Raw genomic sequence first — 21,147 nt, forward strand, 5'->3', positions numbered from 1 at the left:
AAGCGCAAACATGGCTACCGCGAAGCAGACGAAGGCCGCCCGGTCCAACGTGCGCAAGGCACAGGCCGGCGCGAAGGCCAAGAAGACGATCTCGAAGATGCCCGCCAAGACCCGCACCGCGCTGGGCAAGCAGGGCGCGGCCGTCGCGGCCCGTAAGCGGACCGGGTCCAGCGAGCCGAAGACCCGCGCCGAGCTCTACGAGCTGGCGAAGAAGCAGGACCTGCCAGGCCGTTCGAAAATGGGCCGCGACGAGCTGGCTCGGGCGCTCGGCAAGAAGTGATGAGCGACCGGGTGGCAGACCCGTGGGGTGAGCGAACCCCGTACGGGCGCGGAGCACGGTGGCCGGTACGGGTCGACGTCCAGCTCGCCGACGGCCTCTCCGTCGGCGAGGTGGACAGCTGGACCCAGTCGGCGTCGTTGCTGCATTCCAACGGCGACGCGATGGACATCGCGGTCAAGGACGGCCGGATCGCCGGCGTCCGGGGACGCGCCACGGACCGGGTCAACCACGGTCGGCTCGGGCCCAAGGACCTGTTCGGCTGGCAGGCCAACAACAGCCCGGACCGGCTCACCCGCCCGCTGGTGCGCGAGGGCGGCCGGTTGGTCGAGTCCGATTGGGACACCGCGCTGGGTCGCGTCGTCGACCGGTCCCGCGAGCTGCTCGACGGTCCGGGCGGCTGGGGCCGGTTCGGGTTCTACACCTCCGGGCAGTTGTTCCTGGAGGAGTACTACGCGCTCGCGGTCATCGGCAAGGCGGGCATCGGTACGCCGCACATGGACGGCAATACCCGGCTCTGCACAGCCACCGCGGCCGCATCGTTGAAGGCGAGCTTCGGCACTGACGGGCAGCCCGGCTCCTACACCGACGTGGACGAGTGCGACGCGCTCGCCCTGTGGGGGCACAACGTCGCCGCGACCCAGACGGTGCTCTGGAGCCGGATGCTCGACCGCAGGCGCGGCACCGACCCGCCGGCGATGCTGGCCGTTGACCCGCGCCACACCCCGGTCGCCCGCGAGGCCGACGTGCATCTCGCGGTCCGACCCGGCACCAACGTCGCCCTGCTCAACGGATTACTGCGGGAGATCATCCAGAACGGCTGGTACGACGAGTCATACGTGGCCGCGCACACGCTCGGTTTCGAGTCGCTGGCCCGGATCGTCGACGGCTATCCCCCGGAGCGGGTGGCGGAGATCTGCGCGGTGTCCGCCACCGACGTCCGCCGGGCCGCCGAACTCCTCGGCGGCGCCCGCCGCCTCCTCTCCACGGTCCTGCAGGGCTTCTACCAGTCCAACCAGGCCACCGCAGCGGCCTGCCAGGTCAACAACCTGCACCTGGTTCGCGGAATGATCGGCCGGCCGGGTGCCGGCGTGCTGCAGATGAACGGCCAGCCCACGGCGGAGAACAACCGCGAGTGCGGCGCCGACGGCGACCTACCGGGCTTTCGCAACTGGGCCAACCCGGAGCACGTCGGGCAGCTCGCCCGGCTGTGGAACGTCGACCAGGGAATCATCCCCACCTGGTCACCGCCCACCCACGCCATGCAGATCTTCCGGTACGCCGAACAGGGCTCGATCCGATTCCTCTGGGTCAGCGCCACCAACCCGGCGGTGACCCTGCCCGACCTGGCCCGGATCCGCCGGATCCTCGACCAGGAAGGCCTGTTCCTGGTGGTGCAGGACCTCTTCCTGACCGAGACCGCCCAGTTCGCCGACGTGGTGCTCCCCGCGGCGACCTGGGGTGAGAAGACCGGCACCTTCACCAACGCCGACCGCACCGTGCACCTGTCCGAGCAGGCCGTCGAGCCACCCGGCGAGGCCCGCGCCGACCTCGACATCTTCCTGGACTACGCACGCCGGATGGACTTCCGCGACCGTGCTGGGAACCCCCTGCTGCCCTGGCGTACGCCCGAGGAGGTCTTCGACGCGTGGCGGGCGTGCTCCCGCGGCCGGCCCTGCGATTACTCCGGTCTGTCCTACGCGAAGCTGCGCGAGGGCAGCGGTGTGCAGTGGCCGTGCACCGATGGTGCACCGGACGGGACGGAGCGGCTCTACACCGACGGCCAATTCCATACCGACCCCGACTACTGCGAGACCTATGGCCAGGACCTGCTCACCGGCGCGGAGTTCACCGGCGACGAGTATCGCGCCAAGCGACCGGGCGGCCGGGCGTTCCTGCATGCGGTCGACTACCAGGCCTCGCCCGAGGTGCCCGGCGCGGAATATCCGTTGCGGCTGGTCACCGGGCGCAGCCTCTACCATTTCCACACCCGCACCAAGACCGCCCGAGCGCCCGAGCTCAACGCGGCGGCGCCAGACGTCTGGGTGGAGTTGCACCCGTCCGACGCGGCCGCGGCCGGGATCGGCGATGGCGAGCGCGTCCGGGTCGAGTCACCCCGCGGCGCCGTGACCGCGCCGGCCCGGCTGAGCGGCGTACGCCCCGGCGTGGTGTTCCTGCCCTTCCACTATGGCTGGTGGGACAGCGCCGACGGCCCCGACGGACGGGCGGCCAACGAACTGACGCTGACGGCGTGGGACCCGGTCTCGAAGCAGCCGCTATTCAAGTCGGCAGCGGTGCGGGTCACCCGGACGGAGGGCTGAAGATGCACGTCGCACACTATCTCGGCCTGCAGCACCGGGCCGAGGCCAACCTCGCCGACGCCTTCCGGCAGGTGGCTGCCGCCCACGCCGCGGAGGCCGATGTCTTCCACCTCACCGGTAAGCTGGCAGCGCAGTGCGACCAGCATGTCGAAAGGCTGGCGCCGTTCATCGAGACCTATTCGGCGGAGGCGCCGGACGAGCCCGAGCGGCTGCACGCGGACCTGTTCGCCGGCGCCCGCAGCGGGGGCCTCGGCCTCCTGCGCGATCTGCACGACCTCTACCTGATGGCGTCCTACGCCGACATCACGTGGACCGTGCTCGGCCAGGCGGCGGCCGGGCTGCGCGACGGCGACCTGGCCGCCGTCGTCGCCGCATGCGAGCAGGAGACATCGATCCAGCTCGCATGGCTACGTACGCGGATGAAGTCTGCGGCGCCCCAGGCGCTTGTGGTCGCCTAGTGCAGCTATTCCTCCGGAATGCCCGGACCGACGTCGCCCTGCCTCAAGCGCTCTTCGTTGCGGTCGTTCTCGCTGTCGGCGTTCTCCATCGCAGTCCGGGGATCCGTGGTCTGTCTGCCCTCCGCGTCCTGGAAGACTTCGCCGCGCTCTAGCGCGTCCTCGCGGTGCTGTCGTTGTGAGCCCTGCTCCGGTGTCGTCGTCACGGCATCGACGTACCCCAATTGTCGGCCGGCAAACAACGCCGGATTAGGCCCCGTGTTGGCGGGCACCGGAGGTGGAAACCCATGGAGGATCAGGAGGGATCATGAGCGGAACAGTCTCGGGTCGACCGCTGGCTGTCGTAACCGGCGCGTCCAGCGGCATCGGATACGAGTTGGCGCGGGAATTCGCCGAACACAATTTCGACCTGCTGATCGCCGCCGAGGACGCCGGCATCGCGGAGGCCGCCGCTCGGCTTCACCGTGACGGCGGGCCGACGGTCGACGCGGTCCGCACGAACCTGGCCACCCCCGAAGGGGTCGAAGAGCTCTACCGGCGGATAGCGGCAACGGGGCGGCCGGTGGACGCGATCGCGATCAATGCGGGGCGTGGCGCCGGCGGTGACTTCGCGCACGAGACCGACCTGGGCGATGAGCTCGAGATCATCGACCTGAACGTGCGGTCGACGGTGCACCTGGCCAAGCGGGTGGTGCCCGACATGGTCGACCGCGGTTCCGGTCGGGTGCTGTTCACCTCGTCGATCGCCTCCGCCATGCCCGGCTCGTTCCAGGCGGTCTACAACGGATCCAAGTCGTTCGTGCAGTCGTTCGCCGAGGCGCTGCGCAACGAACTCAAGGACAGTGGCGTCACGGTCACCTCGCTCATGCCCGGCCCGACCGACACCGAGTTCTTCGACCGTGCCGACATGCGCGACACGAAGGTCGGTGCCGGCGAGAAGGACGACCCGGCGAAGGTCGCCAGGCAGGGTTACGACGCGCTGATGGCCGGCGAGGACCACGTGGTCGCCGGGTCCTTCAAGAACAAGGTGCAGGCGGTCGCGGCCAAGATCATGCCGGACACCGCCAAGGCGGAGATGCACCGCCGGATGGCCGAACCGGGCTCGGCCGACTAGCCGCATCGGGTGCCGACCCGCGCCCGCGGGTCGGCACCTGATCCGTTGCGCCGCCGTCACCTCAGCGCCGCGCGTCGACGAACGCCGGCCGGTCAACCGGTCGGCGGCGCCGATCGCCGGCCGCGCCGGCTCTCCCGGTAGGCCGCGGCACGCAGGCGCCACAGGAAACCGTCGGCCGTCACGCCCGGAACCGGCGCCATGACCGGGTCGAAAGACAACTGGCGCTCGTCCGTCGCCGGTCGTGGCTGGCCCAGATCTATCCGGCCCGCGAACCCCCAACGGCCCAGGCGCGATGCCGTACCCATAAGAAATCGGGCCTGCCCCACACGGGCCGCGGCCGTGACCGCGTCGAGATCGTGGACGGGCGGCAGGGACCGGTCCGGGAAAGCCGCCAGGACGGCCAGCCGCTGGGTAGGCCGTCCCCGCGGGACAGCCGGACCAGGGCCGGATGGGTGCCCGGTCGATCGAACACATCGATCCCCGATCCGGCCCCGCCGGAGCAGGTGAGCGTCGCCTCGAACGTGCGGCCCACCGTGTGGACGGCCCGGGCATGACGGACGCGGGCGAGCGTGCGGAACAGCGGGGCGACGGCGATCGACACGCTTACGAGTCGCCCGCGGATGGGCCGCCGTAGCCTTCGTCGGCGCGTTCGCGGCGCAGGTTCGCCTCCGCGCGGCGGGCCACCGCGCCCTGTTCGGCGCTCAGGCCGGCGAACATCGGCGCGATCTTGTCGGACGGCTGGCCGGGAGGCAGCAGCGGGACGGCAGGGTCGACGACGGCGTGCACGACGGTCGGCCGGTCGGCCGACAGCGCCGTGGACCAGGCCGCACCCAGGTCGCGGGGGGACGAGACCCGCACGCCACGCAGGCCGAGCAGCTCGGCCCAGCGGTCATAGGACACGGTCGGGAGGTCCTGCGATTCCGGGAAGCGCGGCTCACCCTCCGTCTCGCGCTGTTCCCAGGTGACCTCGGCCAGGTCGCGGTTGTCGAGCACGCAGACGACGAACCGCGGATCCGGCCACTGCGTCCACCGGGCCGCCACCGTGATCAATTCCGCCAGACCGTTCATCTGCATCGCACCGTCGCCGACCAGGGCGACGACGGGACGGTCCGGGTGGGCCAGCTTCGCGGCCAGCCCGTACGGCAGTGCCGAGCCCATCGACGCGAGCGTGCTGGACAGGTGCGCCGGCACACCGGCCGGCAACCGCAGGTGGCGGGCGTACCAGTAGGTGACCGAGCCGACGTCGACGGCGACCTGGGCGTCGGCGGGCAGGTGGTCGTTGAGCGCCCGGACGACCAGTTGCGGGTTGAGCGGGTCGGCCGGGGCCGCCGCCCGGGCCGTCGCGATCTCGTGCCACCGCGAGACGCTGCCGCGGACCTCGGCCCGCCAGGCCCGGTCGTTATGGGGTTTCACCGTCTCCGTCAACATGCGTACGGTCTCCTTGGCGTCGCCCAGCAGTGGCACCTCGACCGGATAGCGCACACCGAGCCGGCGCCCGTCGATGTCGATCTGCACCGCGCGGGCCTGGCCGGGCGCCGGGTAGAACTCGGTCCACGGGTCGTTGGTGCCGACGAGCAGCAGGGTGTCGCACCGCTTCATCAGCTGGGCACTCGCGGTGGTGCCCAGGTGCCCCAGCACGCCGGTGTGGAAGGGCAGGGTCTCGTCGAGGACCGGCTTGCCCAGCAGCGAGGCGGCGACTCCGGCGCCGAGCCGTTCGGCCAGCTCGACGATCTCGCCAGTGGCGCCGTAGGCACCCTGGCCGACCAGGATCGCGATCCGCTCCCCGGCATCGAGGACGGCGGCCGCCGCGGCGACGTCGTCGGCGTAGGGCAGGACGCGGGCCGGGCGAAGCCCGGGGCTGCTGACCAGCACACCGTGACGGTGCTCCGTCGGCTCCGGTGCAGCCGCGGTCTGCACGTCGTGCGGCAGCACGACGCAGGTGGGGCTGCGGGTGGCCAGCGCGGTGCGGAACGCCTTGTCGACCAGCACCGGCACCTGCTCGGGAGTCTGCCCCACCTGGACGAACTGCGCGCACACGTCGCCGAACAGCCGGACGAGGTCGATCTCCTGCTGGTAGGCGGTGCCCAACACGGTCGAGAGCTGCTGGCCGACGATGGCCACCACGGGCTTGCTGTCGAGCTTGGCGTCGTAGAGCCCGTTGAGCAGGTGCACGGCGCCGGGGCCCTGCGTCGACAGGCAGACGCCGACGCGGCCCGTGTATTTGGCATGACCCACCGCCATGAACGCGGCGGTCTCCTCGTGGCGGGCCTGCACGAACCGCGGCTCCCCGGCCCGCCGCAGCGCCCCGATCACGCCGTTGATGCCGTCGCCCGAGTAGCCGAAGACGCGGTCGACGTCCCACTGCCTGAGCCGTTCGACCAGGGCGTCGGAAACGCTGCGCTGCGACACGGCAGCCCCTCTCTCGACGACGCGGCGCCGGTTCCTACCGGTGAAACAGGCCGGTACCCGCCCGGAGGGTGCTCAAACGGGCGTCGGCGCGGTCCGCGCCTAAACGGTCGGTCCCGGGGCGGCGTCGACGCGCAGCACGGCCCAGACCACCTTGCCGGAGCCGGTAGGGCGCCAACCCCACCTCGAAGTGATCTCGTCGACGATCGCCAGTCCGCGTCCGGCGGCGGGATCGTCCGGGTCCGCGGCGGCCGCCAACCGGGGCGGATCCGGATTGCCGTCCTCCACCGACACCAACAGGTTGTGGCCGCGCAGGGAGAGCACGAGCGTCATGGTGGTGCCGGCGTGGCGGACGGCGTTGCTGACGAGCTCCGAGACGACGACACAGGCAGGCCCCACGATGTCGTCGAGCTGCCACCGGGCGCACATCTCCGTCACCAGCGCGCGGGCATGCCGTGAGACGCCGGCGATCGGCGGCAGCAGCTCGCGAACTGTCGGCACCGCGTCACCATCGGCGATCGCGTCGAGTGCCTGCGCCGCGGTGCCCCGGATCGGATAGGTCCCCCCGGATCCGCTGGCATCCTGCGGGAGCCCTGGCCGCGCCACGACGGCGAACGGAACCCCCGGGAACATGCCGGCTCTGCGGGCGACGGCGGCGAGGACGGTCAGGGTTGCCGCGTCGCCCGAGGTCAGCTGGGACAGCTCGACGATCAGCGCCGCGGGTTGGTCGGCCAATGCGTTGAACAGCGCGGCACGCAGATCGCTCGCGCCGGCTGCGTCGAGATCGCCGATGGCCGCGACGACCGTGGCTTCTGCCAGCTGACCGACGCGGCACCGCAGGGGCGAGTTCGCCATGACCAACCCGAGTCTCCGTCACGGAATCCAAGAACGCCATAGTCCCGTTCACCTGGGGCCGGTACCCGCGACCGGGCCGGCTACGCCTCCTCTCCCCGGCGGCTGACCTGGGCGAGCGCAATAACCCGGCGGATCCGGTGTAGAGGTGGCGATCGAGGGTATCCGCGCCCGGCGGGTGAGGGTGCCCGAATCAGCCCACGATCGGGCGGACGTGGAGATGACAGTGAGGCTAGAGGAACGACGGGAGTACGACCGCTCCCTCGACGACGCCGCGGTCCGCTATGCCGCTATGGCCGGCGACGATCCGTCCGGGAGGGCCGCCCGGGAGCGGTTCGTCATGGAGGCGTTGCCCTTCGCCGACCGGGTTGCCGGCCGCTATCACGGTCGCGGCGCGTCATTCGACGACCTGCGGCAGGTCGCGCGGCTCGGCCTGATCAAGGCGATCGACAACCTGGATCCGGCGCGCGGCTCGTTCACCGCCTACGCGGCCATCACCATGCGGGGTGAGCTGCGGCGATACTTCCGCAACAACGGCTGGGCCGTCCACGTGCCGCGCCCCACCCAGGAACTGACGCTTGAGATGTGGAAGGCGAGCGACGACCTGACCCGCGAGCTACACCGCCCGCCGACCCGCCCTGAGCTGGCCGCGCGGTTGCGGGCGACACCCGCCGACCTTGAGCTGGCGCTGCAGGCATCCGGCGGGTGGCAGGCGCGGTCGCTCAACGCCCTGGTGCGAGGGCAGGGCGACAGCGACGGGGGCTCGGCCGAGCTCGGCGAGCTGCTCGGCGGCCGTGATGCCGATCTCGACGGTGTCGACGATCGCCTCACCATGCGGAAGCTGGTCGCACAGCTGCCCGTACGCGAGCAGAAGATCCTGGCGCTGCGGTTCTACGGCAACCTGAGCCAGGTGGAGATCGCGAAGGCGACCGGCGTCTCGCAGATGCATGTCTCGCGCCTGCTCACCCGGGCACTGACCTGGCTACGCGAAGCCATGCTCAGCGATGTCCCGCCGCCCTGGCCCGGCATCGAGGACGACGTGGACGTCGTCGGGCTGGCCGTCGACGTCACGCAGCAGAACGGCGTGGTCACCGTCGCGATTCGCGGAGAGGTCGACTGCGACAACGCCGACGAGCTGCGCCGCCAGCTCGAGTTCTACTGCCGGCACGCGCGCACCGCTGTCCGGGTCGACCTCGGGCGCGTGCCGTTCGTGGACGCCGCCGGCTTCACGGGCTTGGCCAGGTGCTATCAGGTGGCGCACCAGCGACGCATCCACTTCCAACTCCGCCAGGTCAACGCCACCGTGCTCCGCGGACTCCGCGTGGCCGGACTCGGCCATCTGGTCGTGGCCTAGCCAGTACACCTAGGCCAACCTGCTCTTCAGCGGCAGCGCGGCGTTTGGCGCCGCTGATCACGGGTAGCGGCGACCTCTACGCACCAGTTCGTCACGAAGGAGCTCGCCATATGGACGCGTCGAAGCCGGCCAAGGTGGTCAAGGACGCTGTGGAAGCCGCAACGGCCAGGGTGGCCGAGGCACTGACGCCCGCCATTCCGGGCGCGCCGGGCAGCGCTCCGCCGGCCGTCGACGAGCCCACCACGCCGCACGATCCCCTGCCCCCGAAGGCGGAACAGGGCGCCCCGCAGACCCGTACGCCCACCGGGGCGCGGACCGGCGCCCCCACCACCGCCAACGGGCAGCAGGGCGAGTTCCTGACCACGTCGCAAGGAAGCCGGCTGCGCGCCACCGACCACTCGTTGAAGGCCGGGCCGCGCGGCCCGATCCTGCTGCAGGACCACCATTTCCGCGAGAAGATCACGCACTTCGACCACGAACGGATCCCCGAGCGGGTCGTTCACGCGCGCGGCGCCGGCGCGCACGGGGTCTTCACCGGCTATGGCACCGCCGAAGCCATGACCCGGGCCGGCTTCCTCGCCAAGGGCAAGCAGACGCCCGTCTTCGTGCGGTTCTCCACCGTCCTGGGCTCCCGCGGCTCCGCCGACACCGTCCGCGACACCCGCGGTTTCGCGACAAAGTTCTACACCGACGAGGGCACCTTCGACCTGGTCGGCAACAACATCCCGGTGTTCTTCATCCAGGACGCCATCAAGTTCCCGGACATCATCCACGCCGGCAAGCCCCACCCCGACCGGGAGATCCCGCAGGCGCAGAGCGCGCACGACACGTTCTGGGACTTCGTCTCGCTGCACACCGAGGCCCAGCACCACACGATGTGGAACATGTCGGACCGTGGCATTCCCCGCTCGTACCGCATGATGGAAGGTTTCGGTGTGCACACCTTCCGGCTGGTCAATGCGGCCGGCGAGACGACGCTGGTCAAGTTCCACTGGAAGCCCAAGCTCGGTGTGCACTCGCTGACCTGGGAAGAGGCCCAGATCGCCGGCGGGGTGGATCCCGACTTCCACCGCCGCGACCTCTACGACGCGATCGAGGCCGGCGCGTTCCCGGAGTGGGAGCTGGGCGTCCAGGTCTTTCCCGACACGCCGGAGGAGACCTTCGCCGGCATCGACCTGCTCGATCCCACCAAGCTCGTGCCGGAGGAGCTGGCCGCGGTGCAGCCGGTCGGCAAGCTGGTGCTCAACCGGACGCCGACGAACTTCTTCGCCGAGACCGAACAGGTCGCCTTCCACCTTGGCCACCTGCCGCCGGGCATCGACGTGACGAACGACCCGCTGCTGCAGGGACGCCTGTTCTCGTACGTCGACACCCAGCTGACCCGGCTCGGCGGCCCGAACTTCTCGCAGATCCCGATCAACCGGCCGCACGCGCCGGTCAACGACATGCTCCGCGACGGCTTCCACCAGCACGCGGTCCACGCCGGAGCCGCGCCGTACCGGCCCAACTCGCTCGACGGCGGCAACCCCTTCCCGGCCGGCGACGCCGAGCACGCCTTCCTCGACGTGCCGGTGACGGTCGCCGCGGCGCCCAAGGTGCGCGCCAACCCGGCTTCGTTCGACGACCACTACAGCCAGGTCCGCCTGTTCTGGCTGAGCATGTCGCCGGTGGAGAAGGAACACATCATCCGCGCCTACACCTTCGAGCTGGGCAAGTGCTACGAACAGGCGATCAAGGAACGCCAGCTTCAGTGCCTGGCCAACATCGACCCGCTGCTGTGCGCCGAGGTTGCCAGCGGTCTGGGCCTGCCCGCACCGGCGCCGACCGTGCCGCTCGTCGAGTCCACGCCCAGCCCGGCGCTCTCCCAGGTCGGCCAGCAGTGGCCGACCGACGGTCGGGTCGTCGGCATCGTCGTCGACCCCGACGCCGACCTCGAAGGCGCCGCACTCGTGCGCCGCGACCTGTCCGCCGCCGGCATGCTGCCCCTGATCATCGCCCCGCACGGCGGCATGGTCGGCGACCTCACCGTGCAACGCACGTTCGCCACCGCCCGCTCGGTCGAGTTCGACGCGATCCTGCTCGCCACGGCGCCGCGACCCGCCCCCGACGCGCTACCGAGCCGCGACGACAAGGCCGGCTCCGCGGACCCGGGTGCGAGTGCGGTCGATCCACGCGTCCTGCTATTGGTCGAGGAATGCTGGCGGCAGGCCAAGGCGATCGGCGCCTGGGGCACCGGCGCCCGCGTCGTCCGGTCGGCCCGGGTCGCGGACACCCCCGGCGTCGTCAGCGCCGGCTCGGGCGCCGAGGCGCTCGCGGCGGTCACCGACCTGCTCGCCACGCACCGCGTCTGGGAGCGGTTCCCCGCCGCTGCACTAGCCTGACGGTGTGGTGGAAGCGCATATAGAACCGGGAGACGTCACCGTCATCCGAGTCGCCGGCGAGGTGGACATGGATACGCACGTCGAAATGGAAGACGCGATCCTCGGCGCACTGCGTTCGGGCGCCGGCCCGCTGGTGGTGGACCTGGCCGAGGTGAGCTTTCTGGACTCCAGTGGCATCCGGGCGCTGCTGCACGGCCGGGAGGCGGCGATCGGCCGCGGCACGACGCTGACCGTTCGGAGCCCGCAGCCGATCGTCGCCAACGTGCTGCGGCTGACCAACGTCGCCGGGCTCCTGGGTCTGTCCTCGTCGTGACACCCGCCGCCGTACCGGCAGCATGGCGCGACGCCGTCGCTGAGCTGGTCGAGGCCGGTCACCGGACCGGCCCGGCCGAGCTCGCCGAACTCGTCTCCGCGGCCGCGGCGAAGCCGGCCGCCACCATCAGCGTCTATCTCACCGACTACCAGCAGCGGACGTTGCACCCCCTGTCGGAGGGCGCGGCCGAGCTGGTCAACGGCAGTCCCGCCGGACTGGCGTTCACCACCTTGCGCACCGTCCGTGCGGATGGGCCCGCACTTCGGTTCTGGGTGCCGATCGTCAACGGCACCGAGCGGCTGGGTGTCGTGCTCGCGGGCTTCGACGACGGGGCCGACCCCGCTTCGGAACTGGCCGGGTGCCGGCTGTTCGCGGGCATGATCGGGCACCTCATCACCGCGAAGTCGCAGTACGGCGATCATCTGGAACGGGTACGGCGCAGCCGCCCGATGACACCGGCCGCGGACCTGCTCTGGAGCCTGCTCCCGCCGTTGACCTTCGCCACTCCGGAGGCGATCGTCACCGCGATCCTGGAGCCCTGCTACGAGGTCGGCGGGGACGCGTTCGACTACAGCGTCGACGGCCCCATCGTCCGCCTGGCCGTGTACGACGCGGTCGGCAAGGGGATGCGCGCGGCACTCACGACGGCCACCACGCTCGGCGCCGTGCGCACCACCCGCCGGACCGGCGGCGACCTGGAATCCCTGGCCGGCGCGGCCGACCGGGCGATCCGTGGCGAGTTCGACGACGCGCGTTTCGTGACGGCCGTCCTCGCCGATCTTGACCTCCGTGACGGCCGTTTGCGTTATGTCAACGCCGGCCATCCCGCGCCGGTGCTCTTCCGGCACGGCGCGGCCGCGGAAACCCTCGATCAGGGGCGCCGGCCGCCGTTGGGCGTCGAGCCGGGCAGCTACCAGCCCGCGGAACTCCGGTTCCGCCCCGGCGATCGGCTGCTGCTCTACACCGACGGCGTGACCGAGGCCCGCGACGTCTCGGGCACCCAGTTCGGCCTCGATCGGCTCGTCGCACTCGCCGAGGATGTGTCCCAGGAGGACCTACCGGCGCCGGAGACGCTGCGCGCGCTCGCGCATACCGTGGTCGACCGTCAGGCCGGACCGCCCCGCGACGACGCGACTCTGGTGCTGGTGGAATGGTCGGCGGCCGCCGCCGATCGGGCGGTTCCCTGACGGCGCCGGCCGGCCCGCCCGTCTCGTTTGAGGAACGGCGGTGGGGGTAGCACATGAACTGTTCTTGCTATACGGCAAAGGACAGTGGGAGGGACAGTGGCCAGAGCGGTGGTAAGCCGGCGCCTCCTCGAGGACGGTACGGTCGTGCTGGATCTGCGGGGAGAGCTCGACGTGGCCGTCAACGATGCCTTGCGGGATGTGCTGGAGCAGACGATTCAGGTAGAACGGCCACCCATGGTGATGGTCAACATGCGACACGTGACCTTCGTCGACTCGACCGGCATGGGAGCGCTTGTGGCTGGCCTCAAAGCTGCACGTGACCAGCAGGTGCGCTTCTCGGTGCAGGGTGTGGCGCCCTTCGTCGAGAAGCAGCTACGCATCGCCGGCCTCTACGAGACACTGGTGTCACCTCCGCGGTGAGCGACGTCCCGTAGCCGCTGGTTTGCGGCTCCGGGCACGGGGCATCGCCATGCCGGGAGGTGCGACCGATGAGCGACGATCCAGGCCGGACAGGCACCGAGGACCAGGCAGCGAAGGGCAGCGGGTCGATCCCCCGGCAGCCGACCGCCGACCGGGGCCCCGACGAACTCAGCGACCTGACGAAGATGTCCTACCTGCGCAGTTTCCGGCGCGCGGCGAAGGAGTTCGGCGACGACTCGGTCACCGTGTGGGCGGCGGCGCTGACCTACTACGGCGTGCTGTCGATCTTTCCCGGGCTGCTGCTCATCGTCACCTGCTTGCGGCTGTTCGGCCCGGACACCGTCCGGGCCGTCACCGAGAACCTCACCGACATCGCCCCGGGGACGGTCGCCTCGATCATCAGCAACGCGGCCGAAAGCCTGCAGCAGGGCCAGCAGGGAACGGCCGGGCTGGTCGCGGTGGTCAGCCTGCTCGCCGCGCTGTGGTCGGCATCCGGCTACGTCGGTGTGTTCATGAAGGCGTCCAACGCCATCTACGACGTTCCCGAGGGTCGGCCGGTGTGGAAGACGCTCCCGATCCGGATCGCCATCACGCTGGTCACCGGGGTGCTGTTGGTCGTGTCGGCGTTGATGGTCGTCTTCACCGGACGCCTGGCCGAGCAGATCGGTAAGGCGTTGGGCATCGGCTCGTCGGCCGTCACGGTGTGGAACGTCGCCAAGTGGCCGATCCTGGTTCTGATCATCAGCCTGCTTTTCGCCATCCTCTACTGGGCCTCACCCAACGCCAGACACGGCGGATTCCGGTGGGTCAGCCCCGGCGGCCTGCTCGCGGTGGTGATCTGGCTGGTCGCCTCCGGCGGATTCGCGTTCTACGTCGCGAACTTCGGCTCCTACAACAAGACGTACGGCAGCCTGGCCGCCGTGATCGTCTTCCTGATCTGGCTGTGGATCAGCAACATCGCGATCCTGCTCGGCGCCGAGTTCGACGCGGAGCTGCAACGCAGCCGCGCCATCCAGGCGGGCCACTCCGAGACCGACGAGCCCTACGTGGAGCTGCGCGACACCCGCAAGCTCAAGCGGGGCTGACAACCCGTCGAGCGATCGGAAGTTTCGGAGACGCTCGGCAACAAACCAAGACGTAAATGCGCTTGATCGGTACGCGCGGATCCCACCTAGTGGCCGGAAGTTTCCGGAACTCGTTGACGCCCCCGAAACCCCGCTGCAATACTCCGAATCCATCCCGATCGATGCAAGGGAGCAAGCGAAGGAGGACGCAAGCGGATGAACGACACCCCCACGAGACCGGCAGGACGCGGCCGAATGCGGCTGCTCGTCGGCACCACGTGCGCCGTGGTGCTGGCCGTCGTGAGCACGGCGATGGCCACGAGCGCGTACGCGGAGGCCGACCGAACCGTCAGCTCGAACACGACCGGTACGCACAACGGGTTCTTCTTTTCGTTCTGGAAGGACAGCGGCAACGCGAGCATGACGCTGCGCGCCGACGGCCGGTATTCCAGCCAATGGGGTAGCGGCACCAACAACTGGGTCGGCGGCAAGGGTTGGGCCACCGGCAGCCGGCGGACGGTCACCTATTCAGGCAGCTACAACCCGAACGGCAACAGCTACCTCGCCCTGTACGGGTGGACGCGCAACCCGCTCATCGAGTACTACGTCGTCGAGAACTTCGGCACCTACAACCCGAGCACGGGCGCCACCCGGGTCGGGTCCGTGACCACCGACGGCGGCACCTACGACCTCTACCGCACCCAGCGGGTCAACCAGCCGTCGATCGACGGCACCGCCACGTTCTACCAGTACTGGAGCGTTCGCCAGCAGAAGCGGACCGGCGGCACGATCACCACCGCCAACCACTTCGACGCCTGGGCCCGGGCCGGCCTCAACCTGGGCAGCAACTTCAGCTACCAGATCATGGCCACCGAGGGCTACCAGAGCAGCGGCAGCTCCGACATCACCGTCCGGGAAGGTAGCGGCGGCGGCACCACCACCCCGCCGCCGCAGGGCGGCAACTGCACCGCGACCCTGTCCGCCGGCCAGCAGTGGGGCGACCGGTTCAACCTCAACGTCGCGGTCAGCGGCGCCAGCAACTGGGTCGTCACCCTCAACCTCAACGGCGGCCAGACCCTGCAGAACAGCTGGAACGCCTCGGTCAGCGGCACGAGCGGCACGATCACCGCCAGACCGAACGGCAATGGCAACAACTTCGGCATCACCGTCATGGCCAACGGCAACTGGACCTGGCCGACGGTCACCTGTCGAACCGGCTAGCCCGGGCACCCCGCCAGGGTGTGCTTGACGGATCGCCCTCCTTCCGGTCAACCCCCGCGGAGGAGGGCGGTCCGGTGTGGAGCGTGCGGGGGCCACGGCGGTGTGCCGCCGAGCGCGCAACCGCGGCGGAAGCCGGTCAAAGCTCCGGTCTGTTGTCCAGGCAGCAGCGGACGAAGTCCTGGACGACCGGGTTGGTGTCCGCGGCGGGCGGCCAAGCGACGCCGACCTGGCTTGGGCTGACGCCGGTAACGGGCCGGTAGATGACACCGGGGCGCGCGTAGTAGCGCGCCGCGGATTCCGGAGCCAGGGCGATGCCGTGGCCGTTGGCGATGGCGGTCAGCCAGTCGTCGGGTTGACCGCTCCCGGTGACGGCTCCGATCCGGACCGGATGTCCCTCCCGCTCGTCGGCGGCCAGCCACCAGTCGCGCCACCAGCCGGTTTCGGCGGGCGCGGCCACGAACGGCTCGTCCCACAGATCCCGGAAATCGATCTGGTCGCGCGCGGCCAGCGGGTGGTTGGCGGGCAACGCCACCCAGCGAGGCTCGGTGAACAGCGCTTCGACGCGCAGGCTGTGCTGACCGGGAAAGGGCAGCCGCAGCAGGGCGACATCGGTCTCGCCCGCGGCCAGTCCGGCGGTGGGGTCGGTCCAGGCGGCGGCGCGCATCTCCACCTGCCAGTCCGGCCGGCTGTGGGCGAAGGCCGCGATGATCTGCTGGGTGGCCTCGTTGGCGGCGCCGGCCAGAAATCCCACCCGCAGCACCCGAGCGGCGCGACCGGCGGCGGTTCTGGCCTCCCGCAGCGCCTGGTCGACGCCGGCCAGCACGGCCGGTGCCCGGTCAGCGAGTGCCTGGCCGGCCGCGGTGAGCACCATCCCCGTCCGGGACCGGGTGAACAGCGGCACCCCGAGCTGGTCCTCCAACTGCCTGATCTGCTTCGTCAGCGCCGGCTGAGACACGAACAGCCGGTTCGCCGCGCGGGTGAGGTTCCCTTCTTCGGCGACGACGGCGAAGGAGCGCAGCAGCCGGGTGTCGAGGTCCATGCCAACAGGTTATTGAAGCGTGTATTGGACGCGCGGCAGGACCACGGCGAGGCTTGGAACGTAAGGACGATGCAGACGTACGAAAGGATCGAAAGGGTGTTCGTCGCTTACGTGATCGTCACCGTCGCCGCGCTGGTGGCCAACGCCTTCGTCGCGGTCGCCGACCTCGCGCGGGCCAGGTTCGTCCTGGCGAACATGGCGGAGGTCGGCGTACCGCGGACCTGGTTGACCCCGCTCGGGCTCCTCAAGGGCGCCGCGGCGGCCGGGCTCCTGCTCGGAGTCGTCGGGCTGCGACCCCTCGGTATCGCGGCCGCGGTCGGGCTCACCCTGTTCTTCGCCGGCGCGCTCGCGACCCACATCCGTGCCCGCGTTTACCACAACATCGCGATCCCGGGAGCGTTCTTCGCGCTGGCACTGGCATCGGCCGCGCTGGCCATCGCCGACCGCTGACGCCGGACCGACCTCTCACCCCGCCGGCTTCTCGGCATGGCCGCCGAAACCCTTCCGCATCGCGGAGAGGATCTGGTTCGCGAACTGGTCGCGTTCGCGGGACTCGAAGCGGGAGAACAGCGCGGTGGTGAGGGTCGGCGCCGGAACGCCCTCCTCGACCGCCGCGATGGCCGTCCAGCGCCCTTCACCGGAGTCGGAGACCCGGCCGGAGAACTCCTGCAAGGTCGGTGAGCGCAGGAGCGCCTGGGCGGTCAGGTCGAGCAACCAGGAACCGATGACGCTGCCTCGGCGCCAGACCTCGGCCACTTCGGTCAGGTCGATGTCGTACCGGTAGAACTCGGCGTGCTCGAGCGGCGCGGTCTCCGCGTCCGCGTCACGCCGAACCGCGCCGGCGTCGGCGTTCCGCAGGATGTTGAGGCCCTCGGCGTAGGCGGCCATCAGGCCGTACTCGATACCGTTGTGGACCATCTTGACGAAGTGGCCGGCACCGGTCGGCCCACAGTGCAGGTAGCCGTGTTCGGACGGGACGGGCTCGCCTTCGCGGCCGGGCGTGCGCGCGGCCGCCTCCACCCCTGGGGCGATGGACTCGAAGATCGGCCGCAGCCGGTCGACGACCGGTTGCTCACCGCCGATCATCAGGCAGTAGCCGCGGTCCAGGCCCCACACCCCGCCGCTGGTGCCGACGTCGACGTAGTGGATGCCGGAGGGCGCCAGCGACTTGGCGCGGGCGACGTCGTCCCGGTAGTACGAGTTGCCGCCGTCGATGATGACGTCGTCCGCGTCGAGGCGGGTCGACAGGTCGGCCACCGTGTTGCTCGTGATGTTGCCGGCCGGGACCATGATCCACACCGCCCGGGGCCGGGGCAGTTTGGCGGCCAGGTCGTCCAGCGAAACGGCGGCGACCGCGCCTTCCGACTCGAGGCTGCTGGCTCGCGACGGGTCCACATCGAACACGACGCACTCGTGGCCGGCGCGCAGGAGTCGACGAACGATGTTGGCGCCCATCCGGCCCAGGCCGACCATTCCCAGTCGCATCTTCGACTCTCCTCTCCCCCGACCAGTCAACACCTCCGCTCTGGAAGGCGGCTCGGGTTCGGCAAACATCGGGTCCGTCCGGTTCGCGCCTCAGCCCGCGTCCGGATCGACGGTGGCCGCGTTCCCGGTGAACTGCCAGGTGCCCGCCGCGTTCGCCGGCATCGGCCTGGCGAACAGGTGGCCTTGGGCATACGGGCAGCCGACGTCGAGCAGCAGGCGTCGGCAGGCCGGGTTGTGAACGCCCTCGGCGACCAGGCCGAGCCGGAGCTCCCCGGCGAGGCCGGCGACGGCCTCGACCAGCACACGGGTTCGCGGAGACTTCGGGTCGGTCAGGAAGGAGCTGTCGATCTTGATCAGGTCGAGGGCGGTCTGCCGCAGGTAGGACAGGGAGGCGTAGCCGGTGCCGTAGTCGTCGATCGCCACGCGTACGCCCTCGGTGCGCAGGTCGTCGAGGTCTGCCCAGGCCCGCTCGTTCTCGCCGACCAACTCTCCCTCGGTGATCTCCAGGACCAGCCGGTCCGGCGTCACCCCGGCGTGCGCCAGCTGTCGGGTGACCCGCTCGCCGAAGTCCGGCAGTCGCAGTTGACGCGGTGCCACGTTGACCGCGACGTACCGGTCCGCCCCGGAGGGGCGGTTGAGCCTTGGTACGTCCTGCAGCGCCCGGGCCAGCGCCCAGTCGCCGATCTCGGCGACGAGCCCGGTCGACTCGGCGACCTGGAGGATCTCCTCGGCGGAGATCGGCGGCCCGCCGTCCCGCAGCCGCAGCAGTGCCTCGAAACCGGTCGGCTCGGCCGTGGCGGTGTCCACGATCGGCTGGTAGTGCAGTGCGAGCGTGTTCGACGCCAACGCCCGCGTCAGGCGGTCCCGTAGGCCCAGGTGTTGCCGGGTGGGTGCCGGCATGCCCGGCCGGAACTGACGCCAGCGGCCCTTCCCCGCCGCCTTCGCGCTGTAGAGGGCGCTGTCGGCCTGCCGCAGCAGCACGTCGGGGTCGCTGCTGTTCGCGACGTACGCGAGCCCGATGCTGGCCTGCGCGTCGACGCGGATGCCGCCCACGACGGCCGGTTCGGCCAGGGTGTCCGAGATGCGCTGGGTGATCGCCCGCGCCCGCCCCGCGTCCACGTCGCGCAGCAGCACCCCGAACTCGTCACCACCGAGCCGGGCGACCAGGCCCGCATCGCCCACGCACGCCTCGATCCGGCGGGCGATCAGGACCAGCAGGCCGTCACCGATCTGGTGCCCGAACGTGTCGTTGACGGCCTTGAAGTCGTCGAGATCGACGAAGAGCGTGGCCCGTCCACCGGTGCTGCGGCGGCCGTCACGCATGTCCTCGCGGAACCGCTTGGGGTTGGCCAGTCCGGTCAGCGGATCCTGGTTGGCGCGGCGTTCCAGATCGCGGCGCAACGCCCGCTCCTGTGTGACGTCCCGCAGCGTCGTCACCACTCCCCTGACGGTGGGGTCGGCGGTCAGGTCGCGCCGATATACCTGCACCACCGACGTACCCACGCCCGGGCGGTCGACGACTCCCTCGGCGCCGTCCTCGAGGCTGCCCCACCCCGCCCGGTCCGCCTCGGCGGGCGTGACCAACCGGTCGAACCGCTCGCCGCGTACGTCGTGACCGAACATCCGGGTCGCGGACGGGCTGACGTACTCGATGCGGTCGTCGTGGCTGATCATGATCACGTCAGTGCTCGTGGTCACGATGCTGCGGAAGTACCGCTCCCGCTCGCTCTCCCGGAGCCGGCGGAGCAGGTCGATCCGGTCCAGGGCCAACGCCGCCTGGTCGAGGATCGCCTGAAGTGCCTGGTAGTACTCGTCGAGCAGGGCAACCGGCGCGGTCACCACGGCCACTCCCCCGGCGGTCGCCACGCCCTCGTCCGCCGCGTCCGAGGCGACCGCCGCTGCGCTGTCGAGCGGGTAGACGAGTTCGCCGGGTTCCGCGCGGGGATCATCCGTCGCCCGGGCCCGCACCTCCGGCGTCACGCCGCGGCGCCCGTCACGGACGAGTTGGACGTCGCTCACGGTGCCGTCGGGCAGCATCTCCCGCACGGCGGCCCGGACCGAGCCGCGTACCTGCCCTTCGTCGGTGGCGATGGCGAGCTTGCGCAGGGTCTTGCGAACCACCGACGTCACGCCCGCGCGGCGGCGGCTGGCGTGCGCGTAGAGCACCACCCTGGCCAGGATCAGCGCGGCGATGACGACCGCGACGATCCCGATCAGGATTCCGGTCTGTACGTTTCCCCGGCTCGCTTCGACGAGCAGCGCGGTGGGCGCTGCCACGAGCCCGATCGAGATCACGCAGATTCCGACCAGCCCGAGCCGCCGACCGGCCCGCCGGGCGTCGTGGGCGGTCTCCCGCATCGGCAGCAGTGCCGCGACACCGCACGCGGCCACGGAGACCAGCAACAGGAAGGCACCGGGTGCCGACAATCCCCACGTCCCGAGCACGCGGGCGCGGATGTAGAGCAGGTCGGCGAACAGGAACACCGCCGTGCCGACACCGATCAACAGGATCGCCGGGCTGCGGCCCACGGCGATGAGGGCACCGATGGCGGCGGCGACCACCGCGACGTAGCCGACCACGGTGGAGACGGCGACGGTCGTGGCCAACGTGCCCGCTTCGGGCGCGTCGATCGCGGGGCGCAACACCAGGATCCAGGCGACGAGCGAGCCGGCCAACGTGAACACCGAGACGTCGAGGACGAGCAACGGGTTGCGGGTGGCGGAGGTCGGCTGCGCCAGCCACAGCACGCCGACCGTCAGCGGCAGGTACGCGCTGAGGAAGATGACGTCCGGGACGTTCGGGAAATCGCCCGACCGGATGACGCCGGTGGTGGCGGTGGCGGTGAACGCGTCGCCGGCGGTCAGTAGTGCCGCGGCCAGAGCGATCAACAGCCAGGCGCCACCGCGGCGCACGGTACCGCGCCGCACCGCGACGACGATGGCAAGCACGCTGGCGCCGCCGACGATCGCCACCGCGACCGTCCGGGTCGGCCCGAAGACGAACAGGACCGGGGCGACCACCGCGATGATCGCAAGATAGACCCCACGCCAGGGAGTGAGGTGCGCCACGACGGCGCCCATCCAGGCGGGAGAGCGCCCTGACAGACGCCGCGCGGCAGTCACGACGTGGGGGTACCCATCGGCTTCGCCGCCAAACGGACAAGGACGGCTAATCGGTCGTATAGGGCCTCCCACCTGCGCGTCTTGCTCGACCGATCGGTGGAGTCGCTACGTCGGATGAACGAGCGGCAAGGTCCA

The 21,147-nt window shown here is 70.7% G+C and carries 18 protein-coding genes; 12 read left to right on the forward strand and 6 right to left on the reverse strand.

Annotated elements, in window-relative coordinates; all coding sequences use genetic code 11:
- Nucleotides 1–10: 10 nt before the first annotated feature.
- The 3 genes from AB0J74_RS10300 to AB0J74_RS10310 are packed head-to-tail and all read left to right on the forward strand — an operon-like array spanning nucleotide 11 to nucleotide 3,056.
- Nucleotides 11–280, forward strand: coding sequence for a hypothetical protein (locus AB0J74_RS10300; protein ID WP_363446711.1), 270 nt, complete (start codon nucleotides 11–13; stop codon nucleotides 278–280).
- Nucleotides 280–2,598, forward strand: coding sequence for a nitrate reductase (locus AB0J74_RS10305; protein ID WP_363446713.1), 2,319 nt, complete (start codon nucleotides 280–282; stop codon nucleotides 2,596–2,598). Before AB0J74_RS10300 ends, AB0J74_RS10305 begins: the two co-directional genes overlap by 1 nt.
- 2 nt (nucleotides 2,599–2,600) lie before the next feature.
- Complete coding sequence (locus AB0J74_RS10310; protein WP_363446715.1) at nucleotides 2,601–3,056, forward strand: hypothetical protein; 456 nt, start codon at nucleotides 2,601–2,603, stop codon at nucleotides 3,054–3,056.
- Between the two features lie 5 nt (nucleotides 3,057–3,061).
- On the opposite strand, the gene AB0J74_RS10315 is transcribed toward AB0J74_RS10310, so the two are convergent.
- Entirely contained in the window at nucleotides 3,062–3,259 is a 198-nt protein-coding gene (locus tag AB0J74_RS10315; RefSeq protein WP_363446717.1) for a ribonuclease, read from the reverse strand.
- A gap of 101 nt (nucleotides 3,260–3,360) precedes the next feature.
- Between AB0J74_RS10315 and AB0J74_RS10320 the strand changes: the two genes are divergently transcribed.
- Nucleotides 3,361–4,167, forward strand: coding sequence for an SDR family NAD(P)-dependent oxidoreductase (locus AB0J74_RS10320; RefSeq protein WP_363446719.1), 807 nt, complete (start codon nucleotides 3,361–3,363; stop codon nucleotides 4,165–4,167).
- 603 nt (nucleotides 4,168–4,770) lie between these two features.
- Here the strand turns inward: AB0J74_RS10320 and AB0J74_RS10325 are convergent.
- Nucleotides 4,771–6,576, reverse strand: a complete 1,806-nt coding sequence (locus AB0J74_RS10325) for a thiamine pyrophosphate-requiring protein (protein ID WP_363446721.1) — start codon at nucleotides 6,574–6,576, stop codon at nucleotides 4,771–4,773.
- Nucleotides 6,577–6,675: 99 nt separating this feature from the next.
- Nucleotides 6,676–7,428, reverse strand: coding sequence for an ATP-binding protein (locus AB0J74_RS10330; RefSeq protein WP_363447764.1), 753 nt, complete (start codon nucleotides 7,426–7,428; stop codon nucleotides 6,676–6,678).
- A gap of 217 nt (nucleotides 7,429–7,645) precedes the next feature.
- Between AB0J74_RS10330 and AB0J74_RS10335 the strand changes: the two genes are divergently transcribed.
- From AB0J74_RS10335 to AB0J74_RS10365, 7 genes are all read left to right on the forward strand, one after another.
- Nucleotides 7,646–8,779 (forward strand): sigma-70 family RNA polymerase sigma factor, encoded by a 1,134-nt coding sequence (locus tag AB0J74_RS10335; RefSeq protein ID WP_363446722.1) that lies wholly within the window; start codon nucleotides 7,646–7,648, stop codon nucleotides 8,777–8,779.
- Between the two features lie 110 nt (nucleotides 8,780–8,889).
- On the forward strand, nucleotides 8,890–11,160 hold the full coding sequence (locus tag AB0J74_RS10340) for a catalase (RefSeq protein WP_363446724.1): 2,271 nt from the start codon (nucleotides 8,890–8,892) through the stop codon (nucleotides 11,158–11,160).
- A gap of 7 nt (nucleotides 11,161–11,167) precedes the next feature.
- Nucleotides 11,168–11,473 carry an STAS domain-containing protein gene (locus tag AB0J74_RS10345; RefSeq protein WP_363447766.1) on the forward strand — a complete coding sequence of 102 codons (306 nt, stop codon included), beginning with the start codon at nucleotides 11,168–11,170 and terminating at the stop codon, nucleotides 11,471–11,473.
- The gene (locus AB0J74_RS10350) at nucleotides 11,470–12,660 is read left to right on the forward strand and encodes a PP2C family protein-serine/threonine phosphatase (RefSeq protein WP_363446725.1); all 1,191 of its coding nucleotides are present in this window, start codon (nucleotides 11,470–11,472) and stop codon (nucleotides 12,658–12,660) included. The genes AB0J74_RS10345 and AB0J74_RS10350 overlap by 4 nt, the downstream gene beginning before the upstream one ends.
- A 96-nt stretch (nucleotides 12,661–12,756) precedes the next feature.
- Nucleotides 12,757–13,080 (forward strand): STAS domain-containing protein, encoded by a 324-nt coding sequence (locus AB0J74_RS10355; RefSeq protein ID WP_363446726.1) that lies wholly within the window; start codon nucleotides 12,757–12,759, stop codon nucleotides 13,078–13,080.
- 68 nt (nucleotides 13,081–13,148) lie between these two features.
- Nucleotides 13,149–14,165: a YihY/virulence factor BrkB family protein gene (locus AB0J74_RS10360; protein ID WP_363446728.1), complete on the forward strand. Its 1,017-nt coding sequence runs from the start codon at nucleotides 13,149–13,151 to the stop codon at nucleotides 14,163–14,165.
- A gap of 234 nt (nucleotides 14,166–14,399) precedes the next feature.
- A complete protein-coding gene (locus tag AB0J74_RS10365; protein WP_363446729.1) occupies nucleotides 14,400–15,365 on the forward strand; it encodes a glycoside hydrolase family 11 protein in 966 nt (321 codons plus the stop codon).
- 136 nt (nucleotides 15,366–15,501) lie between these two features.
- Here the strand turns inward: AB0J74_RS10365 and AB0J74_RS10370 are convergent, their stop codons facing one another.
- Complete coding sequence (locus AB0J74_RS10370) at nucleotides 15,502–16,404, reverse strand: LysR family transcriptional regulator (RefSeq protein ID WP_363446730.1); 903 nt, start codon at nucleotides 16,402–16,404, stop codon at nucleotides 15,502–15,504.
- Nucleotides 16,405–16,500: 96 nt separating this feature from the next.
- On the opposite strand from AB0J74_RS10370, the gene AB0J74_RS10375 reads away from it, so the two are divergent.
- Entirely contained in the window at nucleotides 16,501–16,854 is a 354-nt protein-coding gene (locus AB0J74_RS10375; protein WP_363446732.1) for a DoxX family protein, read from the forward strand.
- Nucleotides 16,855–16,869: 15 nt separating this feature from the next.
- Here the strand turns inward: AB0J74_RS10375 and gnd are convergent, their stop codons facing one another.
- Nucleotides 16,870–17,889 (reverse strand): phosphogluconate dehydrogenase (NAD(+)-dependent, decarboxylating), encoded by a 1,020-nt coding sequence (gene gnd / locus AB0J74_RS10380; RefSeq protein WP_363446734.1) that lies wholly within the window; start codon nucleotides 17,887–17,889, stop codon nucleotides 16,870–16,872.
- A 90-nt stretch (nucleotides 17,890–17,979) separates the two neighbouring features.
- Nucleotides 17,980–20,970, reverse strand: a complete 2,991-nt coding sequence (locus AB0J74_RS10385) for an EAL domain-containing protein (protein WP_363446735.1) — start codon at nucleotides 20,968–20,970, stop codon at nucleotides 17,980–17,982.
- Between the last annotated feature and the right edge of the window lie 177 nt (nucleotides 20,971–21,147).

The organism is Asanoa sp. NPDC049573 (assembly GCF_040676615.1).
Lineage (GTDB): Bacteria > Actinomycetota > Actinomycetes > Mycobacteriales > Micromonosporaceae > Asanoa.

Excerpts from the sequence above, each read along its gene's own strand:
- AB0J74_RS10300 (WP_363446711.1), top strand. The coding sequence starts at position 11 with ATGGCTACCGCGAAGCAGACGAAGGCCGCCCGGTCCAACGTGCGCAAG.
- AB0J74_RS10305 (WP_363446713.1), top strand. The coding sequence starts at position 280 with ATGAGCGACCGGGTGGCAGACCCGTGGGGTGAGCGAACCCCGTACGGG.
- AB0J74_RS10310 (WP_363446715.1), top strand. The coding sequence starts at position 2,601 with ATGCACGTCGCACACTATCTCGGCCTGCAGCACCGGGCCGAGGCCAAC.
- AB0J74_RS10320 (WP_363446719.1), top strand. The coding sequence starts at position 3,361 with ATGAGCGGAACAGTCTCGGGTCGACCGCTGGCTGTCGTAACCGGCGCG.
- AB0J74_RS10330 (WP_363447764.1), bottom strand. The coding sequence starts at position 7,428 with ATGGCGAACTCGCCCCTGCGGTGCCGCGTCGGTCAGCTGGCAGAAGCC.
- AB0J74_RS10335 (WP_363446722.1), top strand. The coding sequence starts at position 7,646 with ATGACAGTGAGGCTAGAGGAACGACGGGAGTACGACCGCTCCCTCGAC.
- AB0J74_RS10340 (WP_363446724.1), top strand. The coding sequence starts at position 8,890 with ATGGACGCGTCGAAGCCGGCCAAGGTGGTCAAGGACGCTGTGGAAGCC.
- AB0J74_RS10360 (WP_363446728.1), top strand. The coding sequence starts at position 13,149 with ATGAGCGACGATCCAGGCCGGACAGGCACCGAGGACCAGGCAGCGAAG.
- AB0J74_RS10365 (WP_363446729.1), top strand. The coding sequence starts at position 14,400 with ATGCGGCTGCTCGTCGGCACCACGTGCGCCGTGGTGCTGGCCGTCGTG.
- AB0J74_RS10370 (WP_363446730.1), bottom strand. The coding sequence starts at position 16,404 with ATGGACCTCGACACCCGGCTGCTGCGCTCCTTCGCCGTCGTCGCCGAA.
- gnd (WP_363446734.1), bottom strand. The coding sequence starts at position 17,889 with ATGCGACTGGGAATGGTCGGCCTGGGCCGGATGGGCGCCAACATCGTT.
- AB0J74_RS10385 (WP_363446735.1), bottom strand. The coding sequence starts at position 20,970 with ATGGGCGCCGTCGTGGCGCACCTCACTCCCTGGCGTGGGGTCTATCTT.